19 protein-coding genes and 1 riboswitch are annotated in these 18197 nt (G+C 46.2%); of the genes, 10 read left to right on the top strand and 9 right to left on the bottom strand.

The annotated features are described in order from the left end of the window. Positions 1-91: 91 nt before the first annotated feature. Positions 92-538 (top strand): tetratricopeptide repeat protein, encoded by a 447-nt coding sequence (locus tag YWE_RS26400; protein WP_051323144.1) that lies wholly within the window; start codon positions 92-94, stop codon positions 536-538. Positions 539-627: 89 nt separating this feature from the next. Next, entirely contained in the window at positions 628-1365 is a 738-nt protein-coding gene (locus YWE_RS0102400; protein WP_029093074.1) for a hypothetical protein, read from the top strand. A gap of 33 nt (positions 1366-1398) precedes the next feature. Here the strand turns inward: YWE_RS0102400 and YWE_RS0102395 are convergent, their stop codons facing one another. From YWE_RS0102395 to YWE_RS0102360, 8 genes are all read right to left on the bottom strand, one after another. Beyond that, positions 1399-2448 carry a hypothetical protein gene (locus YWE_RS0102395; protein WP_029093073.1) on the bottom strand — a complete coding sequence of 350 codons (1050 nt, stop codon included), beginning with the start codon at positions 2446-2448 and terminating at the stop codon, positions 1399-1401. Positions 2449-2536: 88 nt separating this feature from the next. After that, positions 2537-2962 (bottom strand): flagellar export protein FliJ, encoded by a 426-nt coding sequence (gene fliJ / locus YWE_RS0102390; protein ID WP_029093072.1) that lies wholly within the window; start codon positions 2960-2962, stop codon positions 2537-2539. 146 nt (positions 2963-3108) lie between these two features. Continuing rightward, entirely contained in the window at positions 3109-4431 is a 1323-nt protein-coding gene (gene fliI, locus YWE_RS0102385) for a flagellar protein export ATPase FliI (protein WP_029093071.1), read from the bottom strand. Next, positions 4424-5158, bottom strand: a complete 735-nt coding sequence (gene fliH / locus YWE_RS0102380; RefSeq protein ID WP_029093070.1) for a flagellar assembly protein FliH — start codon at positions 5156-5158, stop codon at positions 4424-4426. The genes fliI and fliH overlap by 8 nt, the downstream gene beginning before the upstream one ends. 35 nt (positions 5159-5193) lie before the next feature. After that, the gene (locus tag YWE_RS0102375) at positions 5194-6240 is read right to left on the bottom strand and encodes a flagellar motor switch protein FliG (RefSeq protein WP_029093069.1); all 1047 of its coding nucleotides are present in this window, start codon (positions 6238-6240) and stop codon (positions 5194-5196) included. Next, positions 6206-7870 carry a flagellar basal-body MS-ring/collar protein FliF gene (gene fliF / locus YWE_RS0102370; protein ID WP_029093068.1) on the bottom strand — a complete coding sequence of 555 codons (1665 nt, stop codon included), beginning with the start codon at positions 7868-7870 and terminating at the stop codon, positions 6206-6208. The genes YWE_RS0102375 and fliF overlap by 35 nt, the downstream gene beginning before the upstream one ends. 11 nt (positions 7871-7881) lie before the next feature. Next, complete coding sequence (gene fliE, locus YWE_RS0102365) at positions 7882-8238, bottom strand: flagellar hook-basal body complex protein FliE (RefSeq protein WP_029093067.1); 357 nt, start codon at positions 8236-8238, stop codon at positions 7882-7884. A 64-nt stretch (positions 8239-8302) separates the two neighbouring features. Continuing rightward, positions 8303-9325: a sigma-54 interaction domain-containing protein gene (locus YWE_RS0102360; protein WP_029093066.1), complete on the bottom strand. Its 1023-nt coding sequence runs from the start codon at positions 9323-9325 to the stop codon at positions 8303-8305. A gap of 592 nt (positions 9326-9917) precedes the next feature. Here YWE_RS0102360 and YWE_RS0102355 point away from each other — a divergent pair. The 8 genes from YWE_RS0102355 to YWE_RS0102320 all read left to right on the top strand — a co-directional run bounded on the left by YWE_RS0102355 (position 9918) and on the right by YWE_RS0102320 (position 17184). Further along, on the top strand, positions 9918-10796 hold the full coding sequence (locus YWE_RS0102355; protein WP_029093065.1) for a FliM/FliN family flagellar motor switch protein: 879 nt from the start codon (positions 9918-9920) through the stop codon (positions 10794-10796). Continuing rightward, positions 10789-11184: a flagellar motor switch protein FliN gene (gene fliN, locus YWE_RS0102350; protein ID WP_029093064.1), complete on the top strand. Its 396-nt coding sequence runs from the start codon at positions 10789-10791 to the stop codon at positions 11182-11184. Before YWE_RS0102355 ends, fliN begins: the two co-directional genes overlap by 8 nt. After that, a complete protein-coding gene (gene fliP / locus YWE_RS0102345; protein ID WP_084166943.1) occupies positions 11181-11990 on the top strand; it encodes a flagellar type III secretion system pore protein FliP in 810 nt (269 codons plus the stop codon). The genes fliN and fliP overlap by 4 nt, the downstream gene beginning before the upstream one ends. A gap of 2 nt (positions 11991-11992) precedes the next feature. Next, on the top strand, positions 11993-12265 hold the full coding sequence (gene fliQ / locus YWE_RS0102340) for a flagellar biosynthesis protein FliQ (RefSeq protein ID WP_029093062.1): 273 nt from the start codon (positions 11993-11995) through the stop codon (positions 12263-12265). Between the two features lie 6 nt (positions 12266-12271). Continuing rightward, positions 12272-13045: a flagellar biosynthetic protein FliR gene (gene fliR / locus YWE_RS0102335; RefSeq protein WP_029093061.1), complete on the top strand. Its 774-nt coding sequence runs from the start codon at positions 12272-12274 to the stop codon at positions 13043-13045. Beyond that, positions 13045-14181: a flagellar biosynthesis protein FlhB gene (flhB, locus tag YWE_RS0102330; protein WP_029093060.1), complete on the top strand. Its 1137-nt coding sequence runs from the start codon at positions 13045-13047 to the stop codon at positions 14179-14181. The genes fliR and flhB overlap by 1 nt, the downstream gene beginning before the upstream one ends. After that, entirely contained in the window at positions 14174-16270 is a 2097-nt protein-coding gene (gene flhA / locus YWE_RS0102325) for a flagellar biosynthesis protein FlhA (protein WP_029093059.1), read from the top strand. Before flhB ends, flhA begins: the two co-directional genes overlap by 8 nt. Positions 16271-16467: 197 nt before the next feature. Next, on the top strand, positions 16468-17184 hold the full coding sequence (locus YWE_RS0102320) for a DUF554 domain-containing protein (protein ID WP_029093058.1): 717 nt from the start codon (positions 16468-16470) through the stop codon (positions 17182-17184). A 26-nt stretch (positions 17185-17210) separates the two neighbouring features. On the opposite strand, the gene YWE_RS0102315 is transcribed toward YWE_RS0102320, so the two are convergent. Continuing rightward, entirely contained in the window at positions 17211-17888 is a 678-nt protein-coding gene (locus YWE_RS0102315; RefSeq protein ID WP_036014779.1) for a DJ-1/PfpI family protein, read from the bottom strand. 164 nt (positions 17889-18052) lie between these two features. Further along, positions 18053-18163, top strand: a riboswitch (TPP riboswitch). Positions 18164-18197 lie beyond the last annotated feature (34 nt).

The following is an 18197-nucleotide window of genomic DNA, read 5'->3' as shown; positions in this document are numbered from 1 at the left end:
TTTCTTACTTTCTGCCATTATTTTCAGTAAATTAGGGATATGATTCAGATAGCTGTTTCTTCGTCCCCCCCATAATTCAGGATAAGTGAATATGAAAATCAAGCATCTCGCGTTTGCTCTGCTGATGTTACAGCCGCTTAGTTATGCTTACGCAACGACCTCTATTGCCGATGAAATTGCCGTTTTGAAAGACAGTGCTCAGGAAGGTGATGCAGAAAGCCAATACGATCTTGCGGTTATTTATTACACCGGCAATGTAGCACCACAGGATTACAAACAGGCATTCAGTCTGTTTACCCAATCGGCTGAACAGGGATTTGCTCAAGCGCAGCACGCTCTCGGCGCAATGTATGAAAAAGGCAACGGCGTACAACAGGATAATAAACAGGCCTGGGCCTGGTATTCAGTCGCTGCATTAAGTGGCAGAGAAAATATTGCCATGGACTTGAGTTCGCTGGAGAAGAAATTATCACCGGCAGAGCTAAAACAGGCTCAAGAACTGGCTAAGCAGTACCACGATAAATACCGCAAGAAATAGTCAATACCATTACGCTGTGGGTTGAATAACCAAGCAACCCACACCACAACGTCTGTTCAGGCATCTGATATTTTTAAAGGAAGAAAGATATGCCTCAGTCGGGTAAAAAAATCACCTTATCGCTAAGCAAAATAGCCACAGCGCTGTTATTCACTTTGTCCGTTATTCATTCTGCAAATGTACAGTCAGCCATCAAGGAAGTGCCTGAAACACCAGAAGAACAGGCTGACCGTCTAAATAACATTGCACAGACTGTTAAAGAGTATCAGATCAATGTGAATGAGAAATTTATCTACCAGGGTGACGTGCCTGAAGCGCCTAACTTGCAGGTAAAAAGTATTGTTTACCGGGATTACTCTTCCGCTAATCCAAACCAGTATGTGTATATGAATAGTTACGGTAATAGAGCACTATATCAATTACCGGCAATAACCGTTTTACCCTTAAGCCAAACAGAGAAAAGCGATTACCCTGCGCGCATCAGCCGTTATATATTGGAAAAAGATGCTGAAAACTCAAGAATCCGTAAGTATTACGGCGATAAATATGATGATTATTATCAGCAAAAAATTAAATTTGTGAAAAAAATCATCGACAGCGACAGCTGCGACACCGTGATAAGTGCAGATGCCTACAGTTTCGGTGAACACTACTTTTCAGCCACCTGCGGTGATAGAAGTGAAATAAAGCAGACCATTGATGAGATTAATCAAAACAAGCCTATCGATAAAACCATCAAAAAAACCTATATCACCGTACCCGAAGAAACCCTGAAAAAATTACGTAGCGGGCAACCAGCTGAAATATCGACCGACAAGGCAGAGTAAATGCTGAATTTCTTTACCCGCTGAGTTAATCAATCAACCTCGCCGCTCAATAATGGCTTGAATATCATCATCCTGGCCGCTCTCGGCCAGATATTGAGTCACTTCATTAATCCATACTGACTCATCGGCCAGTATCGCCCGACTTTTGGTCACCGGCATCAATATAGGACGGTCGTCAAACGCCGCCATAACCACCTGATTAAGATGTTCAACCGGGATCGATTTGTGCTTTGGCCTGGGGGAAAACAGCGAATCTACTATCTGCTTTTGTCGCTCTTGATCCATGGCGTAATGCAATTCATTGACCGATGAGATCACAATAAATTCCGCGGCAATATGTTCCAGCATCGCCGCTCGCAAACGATAATGCCCGTCCATAATCAGATAGGCATCGAAACAACGTAAATACCAGACAAACACCGGTGGCAACGTCCCTTCCCGCGCTTTCTTCCTCCACCATTTTAATCGGCCTGAATATTCATCCACCGGATGAAGGGCGATAACACCGCCGTTCCAATCCCACCAATCTACCCACTGCACAGCTCGGTGGCTAAAAGTATCGAGCAACCCTGCGCCGTAAATAGCCCAGCGTGGAAAATGGCTATCTGTCGGGCCCCGGTCTTTGAATATCCATTGGTCAATGGGATTATGATGCAATCTATCACGGGCACGATATTGTTCAGTCGGATGCGGGTAAAGAGCGGTTAACAGCCAGTGACCTGAATAGAGAAAAGTCGAATCAGACTGAGCGGCCCGATCGGCAAAAAATCGGCACCACGACTTCAATTTTTCTTCTTCAGCCAAATGAATACGAAATTGAATATCTTCTGAGGTTATAGGGGGAATAACGGGCAACTCGGTATTGGTTTGACGTTGCGGATTGATTACCCAGATACCTTCATACCCCAGCGCCGGCGTGGCCCAAAGTAAGGTGTTATCGCCGTTAACCAGCTTAATGCGACCGTTATTACCGCTGATAATCTGTATTGATGGCCTGATGTCGGGCGGTGAGCTGACATTCAGCATTAATCCGGCAACAGAGCCGTCAACATGTTGAATATCTTTCCAATAAATATCTCGCATAACCCTACCTTTGCCATTGGCCGAAAAGATTATTGCTGAATATCGTTGAAATAACTACCCGCAAATAGCCTTCTGCTTTTATTTTGGCTCAGCGACCGCGCAGCCAGCACTGCGTTGACATGGCATCGGTGATTTTTTGCTGCTGACGTTCCTGTTCGGTCGCAATTTCTGCCTGCTGATCTTCCAGCACTAACTCAACCGTTTTTTCCCGGCAGGCTTCTTTAACCAAGTTGGTCTGCAAGGTTTGAGCCTGTTTATCGGCCATGGCAAACTCTTGCTGCTGCCAGTTGATCAGATGACGAAGGTGCGTTTTGTAGTGTGACTGGTTATGCATCAGCGCAGCAGTATCGCCCGACTGAATCTGGCTGCCTTCGTTCAACGAGGTCAATGCATCAATATTATTTTGATAACGCTGGCATAGCTGCTTTTGCTGGGAAAGCTGGCCGGTTAGCTCGGAAACAGATCGATTACGCATCTGTTTAAGCAGTTGGAGCGTTTTTATCGTTTGGTCCATAGCGGACTGATTCCTGAATTAAGCTTCAATATATTAAGTGGCATCTATTTCACCGCCCCGACGGTTCCCTTTGTCCTTTGCCCTGAATAAATCAGGCACAAAGATCTGGCCGAAAGTCTCGTTCAGCAGGCCAGAAATGATTTAACCTAGCCCACTGCGCTGATATTTCCCAACGCCTGTATAACATCGTTAAGCGGGGCTGCCTCATCCGTTTCCTGACAAAGAAAGCTATTAATTGCCGGATTAAGATTAACCGCCCGATCGGCAGCCGGATCGGCACCGGGAACGTATCCGCCCAGCGGAATCAACGGTTTTATTCCCATATAGGTTGAATAAAGCTGTTTCAACGTTCGGGCTGATTTCTGATGATCTTTTTCAGTAATTTGGCTCATGCAACGGCTTATCGACTGGCCGATGTCAATGGCCGGATAGTGGCCGGCCTCAGCCAGCTTCCGCGACAGCACGATATGGCCATCAAGTACTGCACGAGCACAGTCAACAATCGGATCCTGCTGGTCATCGCCCTCAGCCAAAACGGTATAAATTGCCGTCATTGAGCCAGAGCTATCACTGTTACCGGCACTTTCAACCAGCTTAGGAATAATACCAAAAGCTGACGGCGGATAACCTTTGGTTGCAGGAGGTTCGCCAAGAGATAGCGCTATCTCTCGCTGAGCCATGGCATAACGGGTTAATGAATCAACCAGCAGCAAAACATCCTTACCTTTGTCACGAAAATAAGCGGCAATGGTGTGACAAAGCTCAGTGGCTTTAATCCGCATCAGCGGTGATTCATCGGCCGGTGCGGCAATAACAATTGATTTCGCCATACCTTCGGCCTTTAGCGAGTGGTCAATAAACTCTTTAACTTCCCTTCCTCGCTCACCGATAAGCCCGACTATCACCACCTCAGCCTGAGTCTGGCGGGTAATCATGCCTAACAGTACGCTTTTACCTACGCCACTGCCGGCCATCAAACCAACGCGTTGCCCCTTGCCAATGGTCAGCAATCCGTTGATTGCTTTAACGCCAACGTCCAGAGGTTCAATCACCGGTTGTCGCGTTAGCGGGTGAATTTGAGTCGGTTGAGTTGCCAGTGGCGTATCGCCTCCGAGCTTACCTTTATTATCTATTGGCTCGCCTAAACCATTAACGACTCGCCCCAGCCAGCTATCGCCAATCTGGATATCCTGCTCTTTTTCACAGGGAAACACTCTGGCACCGGCAATCAGGCCAACCGGTGACTTAAATGGCATCAGGAAAGTGACATCACGGTCGAAACCCACCACCTGCGCATCAATCAGAGTATGGTCAGAGCCTTCAACCCGGCATCGCTGGCCGATAGCTAAACGGCAGCCGACTGATTCCAGCAAAATGCCGTTAACCCGCACTAATCGACCGGCAACCCGGGCAAGATTAATGCCTTCAATGGATTTCAGCGCTTTTTCCAGCGAAGAGAAATCAGTCATTGGTTATCTCCGGTTTATGATCCGCATCTGATGGCAGCAAGTTATCTTTCAGCACGTCCATACATTGATCTAAACGATGCTGGCAGCCAATATCAATTTCGGTAGTATCCGTTGCCACACGGCATTCACCGTGTTCCATTGCAGGATCCGGCGTCAGCCCCCATTCGCGCACCTTTTCAGGCTCTGCATCATTCAGGCGGGCGTACTCTTCCGGATTAACGAATACTTTAATCTGCTTTGGCATTTCCGGTAGCGCAGACAGCGCTTCTTCAACCAAGGCTAAAAGCTGAGTCGGTTGCAGAGCTAATTCACAGCGAATGACCTGCCGTGTGACTTTATCAACCAGCTGTAGCAGCTCAGCCCGGCGCTGAACTTCGTAGTTATCTAAGAAAGCCTCAAGTTGCTGAGTCATGGCATTTAATGGATCGGCAGCCAGTTCAAACACGGCTCGCCCCTCAATCAGTCCCTCTTTCTTACCCTTACTTAGCCCTTCTTCAAACCCGAGACGCAGGCCTTCCTGATAGCCTTCGTCTTTGCCTTGATTAACGCCCTGCTCAAAACCTTTATCCAGTCCTTCTTGAAAACCGTTCATTAACTGTTGCTGATATTCAGCCGGCTCCAGCGTCTGGATCTCATTAGATGACGACATTTCCCAGCGTTTACGCAAAGGCGGAAACTGGTGCACGCGGTACTTACCGGTATTCCGGCTAGTATGCTTACTTAACAAACTTAATTTATCGCGGCTATCATCCATCTCTTCCATTACTCCATCGTCTGCTCAGAGAATAGCTGAATCTGGATTTCGCCTTCTTCTGCCAGCTCCCGCACTGTGGCCATAATATCTTTACGCACCTGATCGATACGACTGACCGGCACCGGACCTAAGCGGGTGGTATTTAACTGCAACTGTTGAACCTGACGTTTTGGCATCACATTATAAATTGACTGACGAAGTACCGGCTCGGTACCTTTCAAGGCAACGGCCCAGTCTTCCATTGGAATTTCATCCAACAGGCGCTGAATGGTAGCTTCAGTCTGACGGCTAAGAATAAAGAACTCATACATTTCGTCCTTCAATTCATCAACCACGTTTTCATCCCGCTCCCGCAGTTGGTCTAACAAATGCTGCTGGTTATTCGGAATCCGGTTAACAATATTGGCAGCCTGCTTAATGCCTTTAACCTTCGAGCCATGTTCGGATAATACCGCGACACCACGTTCAATAAGGCGGTCAAGTTCATCTACCACGTCACGATTCACATCATCTAACTTGGCGATGCGATACAGGATCTCATCCTGACGCTCACCTTCAATAAACGACAGTACCGTAGCCGCTACGTCCGGCGGTAAAAAGGCTAAGAATACCGCCTGAAGCTGCAAGTGTTCTTGGTCAATAAGCGCCGCTAGCTGACGAGTATCAACCCACTGTAAACGCGCCATGCGATGGCGAATTTCATCGCCATAAATACCGTTGATAACGCTGGTGGCAATTTCGCCGCCTAAGGCTTTATCCAGAATGCTTTGCAAATAAGAACGTGATGCACCGTTGATGCCACTCTGTTCACGATAATCCTGAAAAAAGTTATTCATTGCTTGGCGGGCCTGAGTGACTTTAATTCCATGCAAGCGGGCCATGGTTTCACTCAGGCGAATCACCTCTTCGCGAGATAGCTTTTTCATTACCGTTGCAGCGGCTTCTTCCCCGACGCTAAGCAGTAAGATAGCCGCCTGCTCCAGACGATTACGCGTATTATTCGCGCCGTTGGCTGGTTTACTACTCTTGCTTGGTGTTTGTGTTGCTTCGGTCATTGCTGTTAATCCACTGTTTAATTACTTCCGCTACCCGGTCAGTCTCGCTTTGAGCCAATAATTGTAAATATTCGACTTTAGTTTCTAGACCAGAGCTGAGCGGAGGAAGATTGTCTTCGCCCTGGAAGGTCGAACGCGGAAGTTCAAGACCTTTGCCTGAATCATGCCCTTCTTCGTCATCGCCCTCATCACGGCCAGACAGAACCGGCTTGGTCGGCACCTTACTTTCTTTGTTCGTCAGTCGCTTAATCAACGGATTCAGACCAAAGAACAAGAACAACAGCGCTAATAAACCGATACCACCCATCTCAACCCAACGCATAATCATCGGGTCTTGCCACAGCGGAATCTCTTCATCTTCAAAAGGTACCGGAGCCGTGAAGGCCATCATATTTAACGTCAGAGAATCACCACGGGCGTGATCGATACCGGCGGCGTCTTCAACCAGCTTGTTCAGTTTCGCCAGTTGCTCATCATTCCAGTCCGCCAAAGCCGGAGCATCTTTGTTCAAAATAATGGCGACGGTCATTTTCTCTAATTTGAAACCCGGATGATTGATGCTCCGGATATCTCGGTCGTAAAGAAACTGACGCTGAGCCTGACTGCGCACCGGTTGTTGATCCGCAGGCCGATCGTCCGCTGGCTCATTATTCGGATTGGCATTAGCATTGGCGTTAGGCTGCTGCCCTGCCGGGCGATTGCTCAACGCACCGGGAACGCCTTGAGCAAGATCGCTGGTGGCATTCTCTTGCTGAACATTCTCGCTACCAATACGAGGTTCCCCCAAATAACGCTCCTGAGTTTCACTGATGTCACTTAAGTTGAGCTGTGGCATCACGCTCACCCGGTAGTTATTACTGCCTACCAGAGAAACCAGAATATGAGAAACGTTCTTCTCAATATCATTTTGCAGTCGGGTTGTAATATCAGTCCGATTTTTTAGACTGGATAGTCCTAAATTATTCGACTGGTAGCTTCCTGACAGCAGGCTACCTTCCTGATCGACAACCTGAACATTATTGGTTTTTAACCCCGGAACGCTGCCGGAAACTAAGTGAATAATCGCGGCAATCTGCTCGTCTTTAAGCGTTTGCCCGTACCTAAGGCGCACCACAACCGATGCCGTACTCTCAGGTTTGTTATTCACGACGAAGGAGCTGCTTTCGCTCAAGCCCAAATGAACCCGGGCCTGAGAGATAGGATCCAACGCCATAATGCTCTGGGCCAGTTCACCTTCCAGGCTACGCTTATAGCGTACATTCTGGATAAACTGGCTGCTGCCTAACAGCGACTCTTTATCCATCAGTTCAAAACCTGATGGAATAATGACCTGAATTCCTTTAGCGGCCAGCGCCATACGGGCTTTAGCCAGCTTATCTTCAGCGACCAAAATCTGGCCACCGTTAGGATCGATACGATAACTAATTGATTCTCCACCAAGGACTTCAACTACTTGTGCAACCGGGACGTTCTCCTGAGCACCAAACAGAGCAACATAGCCCTGAGTACTGCGCCATAAAGAAAATACAATCATCCCGGTAATCACTGCCGCAGCGATGCCACCGATAAGAATGCCCTGATTCTTACTTAGCTTTGTGGATAACAATTTTTGTTTAAGTTTTTCTAGCACAGCCGTTTGCCCTACAGCGAGATATTCATCACTTGATCAAGTGCATTAGTTAATTTATTGCGAACTTCCAACATGGCAGAGAACGCAATACTGGCTTTCTGACTTTCAACCATGGTTCCCATGAGGTCGTCACTGGTTCCCATATCGATGGCGGTCTGCATCTCACTCGCTTTATGCTGCAGGCCGTCAACATGATTGATGGCGTTGTTAAACACCTGCGAAAATGCAACGTTGCTCCCTTGTCCGCTGGCTGAGATAGGATTAGCCGTCGGCGTTAGCGAACTACCGGACATCGCTGACATCCGCTGCATTTCCTGCATCACCTGAAGTTGAGAACGTTGAATTCCCACTGAATCAATTTTGTCCATACTTAGTTACTTCCTTCTAATAGATAGCGGCCTAGTTTCTGACTTAAGCCATTGGAAATCGGGTTTATGAAAAGCATTCGACATCAATGCCCTGCTCACGCATAGACGCTAAACGATAACGTAGTGCCCGCGGCGTTATGCCAAGAAACTTGGCTGTCTTGGATTTGTTACCCTGATGACGTTTTAATAAATCGACAATGTACTGATATTCAGCAATTCGTCCGCGCACTTTAAGGTGGCGAGCTGGTTCATTGGTCGGTTGGGAAATCATCTGGGGTTCAATGGCATCAGATACGGCATCAAGCACTTTATCCAGCCCAAGGTCTTGAGCATGAATAACACCGTTATTGCTCATAATTATGCCGCGCTGAATCACGTTTTCTAATTCACGTACGTTGCCCGGCCACTCGTACATCTGTAATGCACGTTGCGCATCTTCCGATAAGCCAACGCTATTAGAAGTGAACATGCCGTACTTACGAATAAAGCGGTTAGCTAAAGGAAGGATGTCTTCACTACGTTCACGCAGTGGAGCAATATGGATAGGTACAACAGAAAGACGATAAAACAGATCTTGTCTGAATCGTCCCTCTTCTATTTCAAGTTCTAAATTCTTATTGGTGGAAGCGATCAGACGTATATTTAACGGGATCTTTTTATGGCTGCCTAAGCGCTCAACTTCTTGCTCTTGTAATACTCGCAATAATTTGGCTTGCAACGCTAATGGCATGTCACCAATTTCATCAAGTAATAATGTTCCGCCATTAGCCTGCTCGAATTTACCGGGAACGCTGGTTACGGCACCGGTGAAGGCACCTTTTTCATAACCAAATAGCATGGCTTCCAGCATACTTTCAGGAATAGCAGCACAATTAAGGCCCACATAAGGGGCACCACTGTCCTGAAATGCATAATGATGGATGTATTTAGCAACACACTCTTTACCCGTTCCAGTTTCGCCAGTGATCAATACAGGAACATTATATTTTGCAACTCGTTTAGCTAAAGAGAATAAGCTAACGCTAGAGGGTGCGCTTGCAACAAAGTTCGTTTCATTATTAGAAACACCTGAATTTAGATTCATAATTGTCTGCCCAACTCCAAACCGAATAATTCGATTCTATTAATTAGCCGACTTAAATATGAAAAAAATAAAAAAAGTATTTATCAATTTAAAAACAGTGATTAACTTTTCATTAACTTATTCTTTTCAATTTCGAAGCATTATAAAATGATGCGCTCAATGCTCGTCAGCAACTCTTTAATTAAATATTGTTGGCAGTATACGGATCTAAATCTTGTTGTATCGCTTTATTTGAATATTAAAAAATAAATCTTTATTTATCATATAATTAATAAATAAATAATATTTTTATCCGGAAATTAATAATTGATTAATAAGTCCCTAACCATTGATTAGAGACCAAACAGAGAGTCTAATTGCAACACTTATAAATAAGGGCGAAGTCATGGTACTCTCTTCCATTATCTTCGTTACACAAGAGAAGCGGCACACAAGTTTTAAAACTTAAATCTTTTTTCGCTTTTTCTTGAAAATTTTTATATTTGACTTTTAACACACTATAAAAGCTCAGGTGAACTCTGCTACTGCCGTGAAGAATTCAGTAATTGATACGAATTTAAGCAGGTGATGGCGCAACGAGCAATTGGATACAGAGATGCTAAATAAACGGCAGAAGAGTAGAATTTTTCATATTCATAACTTGCCTAAGATAATGACGTTGGAAGTGAATAAATTAGGTCGACCTTATCATAAGGTCCCTAAAATATTCACCGGCAACTTTGATATTTTAGATGCAAAGATTAGCACCTATTTTCTGAAAAAATATCGTGTCAACGTTGCGCTTGATGATATTAACTTCCAAATGGACTGTGAGCATAAGCACGCTCAAATATTTACTACCCCCTACGGCAATATCGCATTTGATATAGACCGGATGCTATTGCTACATATCCTTAATGATTATTATGGATTAGGTAAAGATAACGTCCAGATACACCCGGATGTTCAAACACCGGTAACAAAAACAGAAGAACGTCTTAAAAATAAACTAGGCCTGGAGTTGTCATCTCTGGTTCTGCATCCCGGTATTTTTGGTCAGGAATTGGAGATCAAGAACGACTACTCCTCCATTATTAATAAATGGTCATATAAAATCACGCTTTCGCTAGAAGGTTATGGCGAAGGTAAATTCCATATTCTTCTTGATAACCAGCATGTCGATCGCTTACTCGCGACGCTGCGTAATCCAAATGAAAACGAGCGTAAAGAGACTGAAAGCCTCTCTGGTGAACAGTTTGAACGCATGATTAACTGTTTGCCGATTCGCCTGGTTGGTCGTCTTTCAAGTTCTCAGCTCACCGTCGCTGAACTCATGACATTAAAAGCCGGAGATATCGTACCGGTGTCACTCCCTAACCGCTTCCCGCTACTGGTCGGAAAAGAACAGCTGTTTAACGCTGTGATTGCCGAAGACCGGGGAAAATTATTCTTTTCTGAATTTAACGAAAATATCAACGAGACAAAACATGATTGATAATCACGACGACAGCCATAACGACTTAGATTTTAACTTCAATCTCGATGATGACATGCTCGCATCAGATGAAGATTCACTATTAGCCGCCGCAGCTCCGGCCACGATGGATGCCGCACAGACTGAAAAGAAACGCAATATGTCTCTGTTCAGCCGAATCCCGGTCACCATGACGCTGGAAGTTGCCTCAGTGGAAATCTCACTGGCAGAGCTGATGTCTATCTCCGGAGATTCAGTGATTGAACTGGATAAACTCGCCGGTGAGCCTTTGGATATTAAAGTCAACGGCATCCTGTTTGGTAAAGCAGAAGTCGTGGTACTTAACGACAAATATGGTTTACGCATTATTGAGTTCAACAACAAAAATCTGGGCGATCTGACACTATGATATCCACAGCATCAGCCTCACTGGTGGAGGCTTTTCCCCGACCATTGTTACGTCAAAACCGTCTCCGGTTAGGGTTGATATTGTTATCGCTGCTTATCGCAGTGCTGTTCTCGCCAAAGCTTTTAGCTGCCGGTGGAGATCTGACGCTGTTTACCAGCAATACCACCGAGAACGGGCAAGAGTTTAACGTCAAGATTCAGATTTTAATTCTGATGACCCTGCTTGGCCTACTGCCAATCATGGTTTTGATGATGACCTGTTTTACCCGTTTTATTATTGTGCTGGCTATTCTGCGTCAAGCCTTAGGCCTGCAGCAAAGCCCGCCCAATAAGATCTTAACCGGTATAGCACTGGCGTTAACCCTATTAGTTATGCGCCCGGTATGGGATCAGGTATATACCACTGCGCTGGAACCTTTTCAGAATGATGAGATCACCCTGAATCAGGCGCTAAGTAACGCATCATCACCGTTAAAGCAATTTATGCTGGCACAAACCAGCACTAAAGCCATTGAACAAATAATGGATATCGCTAAAGCCACTGGCGAAGCGAAAGATCAGGATCTGACCATTATTATTCCGGCATTTGTGCTCAGTGAGCTGAAAACAGCATTCCAGATAGGGTTTATGATTTATATCCCCTTCTTAGTTATCGATATGATCGTCGCCAGCGTACTGATGGCGATGGGTATGATGATGCTATCACCGCTGATTGTTTCGCTACCGTTTAAATTAATGCTGTTCGTGTTATGTGACGGATGGGCATTAACGGTAGGCACACTCACCTCAAGCATACAGGGCATGTAGCTATGATGACGATTGATCTAGCTTCAGACATTGTTTCACGCGGTATTTATTTAATATTAATTATCTGCGCCGTGGCCATTATACCTAGCCTGCTGGTCGGCCTGTGCGTCAGTATTTTTCAGGCTGCAACTCAAATTAATGAACAAACGCTAAGCTTTTTACCGCGTTTGGTTATGACGCTGGTGGTATTAATCTTTGGCGGAAAATGGATGTGGCTCAAGTTGACTGACTTTACGGTTGATATGTTCCATCAAGCCGCCGGTTACATAGGATAACGCAGTATGGGCATCGATATTAACGCATTGATTACACCTATGTTAGCCATTTGGCTTCCGTTTGTGCGTATCTTATCGTTTTTCCATTTTTGCCCTATTTTCGATCAGAGCTCATTTCCGGTTAAGGCCAAAGTCTGTCTGGCCATGTTTTTATCCATCGTGATGACACCGATGATTGCCAGCAACGTCGTGCTTAATGACCTGATCTCTGTACGTAGCCTGTTATTAATCAGCGAACAAATTCTATGGGGGCTGATTTTTGGTTCCCTAGTGCAGTTGGTGTTTGTTGCGCTGCAAACTGCCGGCCATATTCTTTCTTTTAATATGGGTCTGGGTATGGCTGTGATGAACGATCCGGGCAGCGGCGCGTCGACAACGGTGATCTCTCAGCTGATTTTTATATTTACCGCCCTGCTGTTTTTATCAATGGACGGACACCTGCTGTTTATCACTATTTTATTTAAAGGTTTTAGCTATTGGCCTATCGGTCAGGCAATTAACGACCTGTCGCTGAAAACGCTGGGGCTAGGACTGGGCTGGGTTATCTCGTCAGCGGTGTTACTGGCGTTGCCAACCACACTGATTATGTTAATTGTTCAGGGTGTCTTTGGCCTGCTTAACCGCGTATCGCCGACGCTTAATCTGTTTTCGCTGGGTTTTCCTATCAGCATGCTGTTTGGATTACTGTGTCTGATGCTGCTGTCTACTAACATTCCAGACCATTATCTAAATCTCACTAATACGGTGTTGGATCAACTCGATAAGCTGAGGGTTCAGTAATGTCAGGGCAAAGCAGCAGCGGCGAAAAGTCGGAAAAACCTACCGCAGGGAAACTGCGTAAGGCGAGAAATAAAGGGGATATCCCCCGTTCAAAAGACGTCACGATGGCTGCGGGCCTGGTCGTCTCTTTGATGACCATCAGCAGCTTCTTCCCGTATTACGGCAAGCTGGTTGAAGAGTCATTTGAGGCGGTGGGCGTTATGGCCGGTAAGCTGGATGACAATGAGGCAATGGCGCTATTTCTAATGACTAACGTCATGATCATTATTAAATTTTTAGCCACCTTGGTTCCCATTCCGGTGGCGTGTTTTATTGCCACGCTGGTACCGGGCGGCTGGTTATTTACCCCTAATAAATTAATTCCGGACTTTAAAAAACTCAATCCTATCAGCGGGATTAAGCGATTAGTTTCAGCCAGCCATTTGACCGACGTTCTGAAAATGTTAGTCAAGTGTGGCGTTTTACTTTACCTGCTATATGTCATGATCCGCGGTTCTATCGGCGAGATGATGCTGCTTCAGGGGCTACACCTTAATGACGCAATCAAAAAGGGATTGGGCGATTACTACAGCATCATGGTCTATTTTATTATCACCATCGCCGTATTTGCCTTTATTGATATTCCTTTAAGTAAGCACCTGTTTACTAAAAAAATGAAAATGACCAAGCAGGAAGTTAAAGAAGAATACAAAAATAGTGAAGGTAAGCCAGAGGTTAAAGGCCGAATTCGTCAGCTGCAGCGCCAGTTTGCTATGGGCCAGATTAACAAAACCGTGCCCGGTGCCGACGTTATTATTACCAACCCGACGCACTTTGCCGTGGCATTAAAATATGCGCCGGATAAAGCGATGGCCCCTTATGTGGTGGCTAAAGGCGTTGATGAAGTGGCGCTCTATATACGAGAAGTCGCCCGAGCAAATCAGATTGAAATTGTTGAATTGCCCCCGTTAGCCCGGGCGATTTATCACACTACGCGCATTAACCAACAGATTCCGGCACAGCTTTACCGCGCCATTGCCTACGTACTGACTTACGTATTGCAACTGAAATCATGGCGGGCAGGCCAGGCGGCTGATAAACCTAAATTAAACACCCAAATATCTATCCCCAATGAGGTATTGAAGCAGTATGAGTAAGTTTTCCTTAAAAGGCGTATTTTCAACGCTAAGAGCAGGACATATTGGCGTGCCAATTTTGCTGCTGTGCGTATTGGCAATGGTTATTCTGCCACTACCTCCAATCGTGCTGGACGTACTCTTTACCTTTAATATCGTCTTAGCTATTTTGGTGTTATTAGTCAGCGTCAACAGTAAGCGACCGCTGGACTTCGCCATTTTCCCGACCATATTGCTGATCACCACGCTGATGCGTTTAACCCTAAACGTGGCATCAACCCGAGTGGTATTACTTAACGGTCATGAAGGGGTCGGCGCAGCCGGTAAGGTTATCGAAGCCTTTGGTCAGGTTGTTATCGGTGGTAACTTTGTCGTCGGCTTCGTGGTGTTCGTCATTCTGATGATCATCAACTTTGTGGTTGTGACTAAAGGTGCCGAGCGGATTTCAGAAGTATCGGCTCGCTTTACGCTTGATGCCCTACCGGGCAAGCAAATGGCGATCGATGCTGATTTAAATGCCGGACTAATTAATCAGGATCAGGCAAGAATCCGCCGTAAAGACGTTTCTAACGAAGCCGATTTCTATGGTGCAATGGACGGAGCCTCTAAGTTCGTTCGTGGTGATGCTATCGCCGGCATCATGATTCTGGTGATCAACGTCATCGGTGGTATTTTAATTGGTATCTTTAAACATAATTTAGATGCCAGCACCGCATTTGAACAATATGTTCTGTTAACCATCGGTGACGGCCTGGTAGGCCAGATTCCGTCGCTGTTACTGTCAACTGCGGCGGCTATTATTGTTACCCGCGTCAGCGACAGCGGCGATATGTCTGATGAGATCAAATCTCAACTTTTGGCATCACCAACCTTACTGTATACCGCCGCTTTGGTTATGTTTATTCTGGCCATTGTTCCGGGCATGCCTCATATGGCCTTCCTTACCTTTACCGGCGTACTGGTCTTTGTCGCCTGGAAGAGAAGTAAAGCGATAGAAAAGCCGGCGCCGGAAGAAGATATTGCGGCAGTCAGCAGTGCCATGGTTGAAGATACCGCCCAAACGGTAAGCTGGGATACTATTCCGGTGGTTGAGCCTATTGGCCTGAACTTGGGTTATAAACTGGTGACGCTGGTCGATCAATCTAAAGGCAATCCGTTGACTCAGCGGATACGCGGGGTACGCCAGGTAATTTCTGAAACCTGCGGCGTATTACTGCCTGAAGTTCGAATCCGCGAGAATTTCCGCCTTAAGCCGGCGCAATACGCTATTCATATTAATAGCGTTAAGGTTGCTACCGGCGAAGTTCATGCCGATAAACTGATGGCGATCCCGTCAACAGAAACCTATGGCGAGATTGACGGTGTGTTAGATAACGATCCGGCTTATGGCATGCCGGTTACTTGGATTACTCCGGAACAAAAGCCTAAGGCATTAAACCTGGGCTATCAGGTTGTTGACTGCGCCAGCGTGGTAGCAACTCACGTCAATAAAGTGGCCCGCCAGTGTTTGCCGGATCTGTTTAATTATGATGACATCACTCACCTGCACGAACGCCTGTCATCGATTGCACCTAAGCTGGCTGAAGACTTATCCTCTGCCCTTAACTTTAGCCAGTTACTGCGCATTTATCGTCAGCTATTGGTGGAACAGGTTTCACTTAAAGATATTGTAACTATCAGCTCTACGCTGTTAGAAAGCTCAAGCGTAACCAAAGATCCTATTCTGTTGGCTTCTGACGTTCGCTATGCCTTACGTCGCGCTATTGTTTATGGGCTCAATCAGGACCGTAAAAAACTGGCCACCTATACTATCGACAATACGCTGGAAAACATGCTGCTTAGCTCCTTAAATCAGGCTCAACAATCGAGCAAGGTGGCGTTGGACAGCTTCCCGGTCGATCCTAATATTCTAACGCAACTCCAGACCAATATGCCGGTGATCAAAGAGCATATGAAAGCACAGGGCTGTGAGCCTATTCTGCTAGTAACACCGCAGTTGAGACCATTACTGGCGCGCTATGCTCGCCTGTTCGCCCCGGGCCTTCACGTGCTGTCTTATAACGAAGTACCGGATGAAAGCGAACTGAATATCGTTGGCTCTCTGGCCTAATTTGCATTTAGTGATGCCATTATTATAATGGCATCACTATTTACTTTTTTATTTCACCCGCGCCTTCCCTGCCAATCAAACCCCCGAATACATTCCCCCGATAAAAAGCCACTTTCTGCCATGATAATTTCGGTGTGAATGGGTACTATCGTCCCCTACCGGTCTTGCATATAAATGATCAAATAAGGTGAACAATGATGATAGGTCCGTTAATTAACGGTGCCGCCATTATGATTGGTGGTGGATTGGGTTTACTGCTTGCGCCCTTTATTCCAAAACGCCTACAGGAGGGTTTACCTTCCGCTTTTGCCATGGTTTCTATTGCCATGGGCATTACTTTAATTATTAAAGTTCAGCAACTTCCGGTAGTCGCACTGGCGATAATCCTTGGCGTAGCGATAGGTGAGCTGTGCTATATGGAAAATGGCGTGCAAAAATTTGGTGGTTTTGTTCAACGCACGCTGGCCCGGGTTGTTCCGCCACGTAAGCATGGTTTATCGGCCGAACTCTACAACCAGAATTTTACCGCACTTATCGTTTTATTCTGTGCCAGCGGCACCGGTATTGTCGGTTCACTGACCGAAGGTATGACCGGTGATTACCAACTGCTGGTAGTAAAGTCTGCTCTGGATATTTTTACTGCCCTGATTTTCGCTATTTCGCTAGGGGCGGCCGTCATGTCTATCGCCATTCCCCAGTTTATTATTCAGGCCCTGCTGTTTTTATCTGCCCGATTAATTATGCCTTATATGACCGAGGTATCACTGGGCGATTTCTCAGCCTGTGGCGGCCTGATTATGGTCGCCGTCGGACTAAGAATTGCCCAAATCAAGATCTTTGCCGTGGTTAACTTCCTGCCGGCCTTAGTGATTGTCATTCCACTGTCGCTGTTTTGGCACAGGTTAATCGGCTAGCTGGCCTATAACTGGTCTATAAGTAGTTAGCCGGCCATATCGTCGGCAATTCTTTTAGCTAATGCCTCTCTGTGCTGCTGAAAAGCACGGGTCGATTGTCTAACCTGAGCAACAATCTCCGGTTCAGCCTTAGCCGGAGATCCGCAGGTAAACGGCGGGGCAGGATCGTACTCCAGAGACAGCTGAACTTTCTTAGCACTTTCAGCGCCGAAAAGTTCGCCACACAGGGTAAGGGCAAAATCAATGCCGGAAGTAACGCCTGCGCCGGTAATCCGGTTGCGATCGATGACGACTCGCTGATTAACCGGCTCAATGCCAAAGTAGGCCAGCTGGCTCAGTGAAAGCCAGTGGCAGGTTGCCCGATAGCCTGTCAGCACCCCCGCAGCAGCCAGAACCAACGACCCGGTACATACTGAAGTAACATAGTCAGCCTGCTCCGCCTGCTGTTTCAGAAACGTCAGTGTGTCGGCATCTTCCATCAGAGTGACCTGTCCCGGCCCGCCCGGCACAAATAAAATATCAGCCTGCGGACAATCAGCCATAGTGACAGAGGGAAGTATTCTTAACCCGCCGGCATCCTCAACCGGATCCAGTGTTTTCCATACTAGATGAACAGTCAGCTGTTTAAAACGAGAAAAAACCTCCAGCGGGCCGGTAAGATCTAACTGCGTCAGCTGTGGGTAAACAAGCATAACCAGATTCATGATGGATCTCCTGAAATACTCTAGCGCTCAATGCCGAATCAATTAAATTACAGAAGAATATAAAACCAGTCCATGACTATAAAATAATTTCCATACCGTTATCAGGGAGATTGGATCAGGCGAATAATCTACTTCCCCACATCTCTAATAGCCTCTACAATGACCCCTTCTCAACGGGGTGCTGCTAAGCTGAGAATGTGTTTATGTTATATAAACCTTACCCGTCGAACCTGATCCGGTTAATACCGGCGAAGGGATTTGAGAGTGAATCTGATTGAGGATCGGTATTCCCGTTCTTTGTTGAACATT

The organism is Budvicia aquatica DSM 5075 = ATCC 35567, assembly GCF_000427805.1.
Lineage (GTDB): Bacteria > Pseudomonadota > Gammaproteobacteria > Enterobacterales > Enterobacteriaceae > Budvicia > Budvicia aquatica.
Note: the sequence above shows the minus strand (reverse complement) of the source record. Positions and strands in the feature narration are given on the sequence as shown.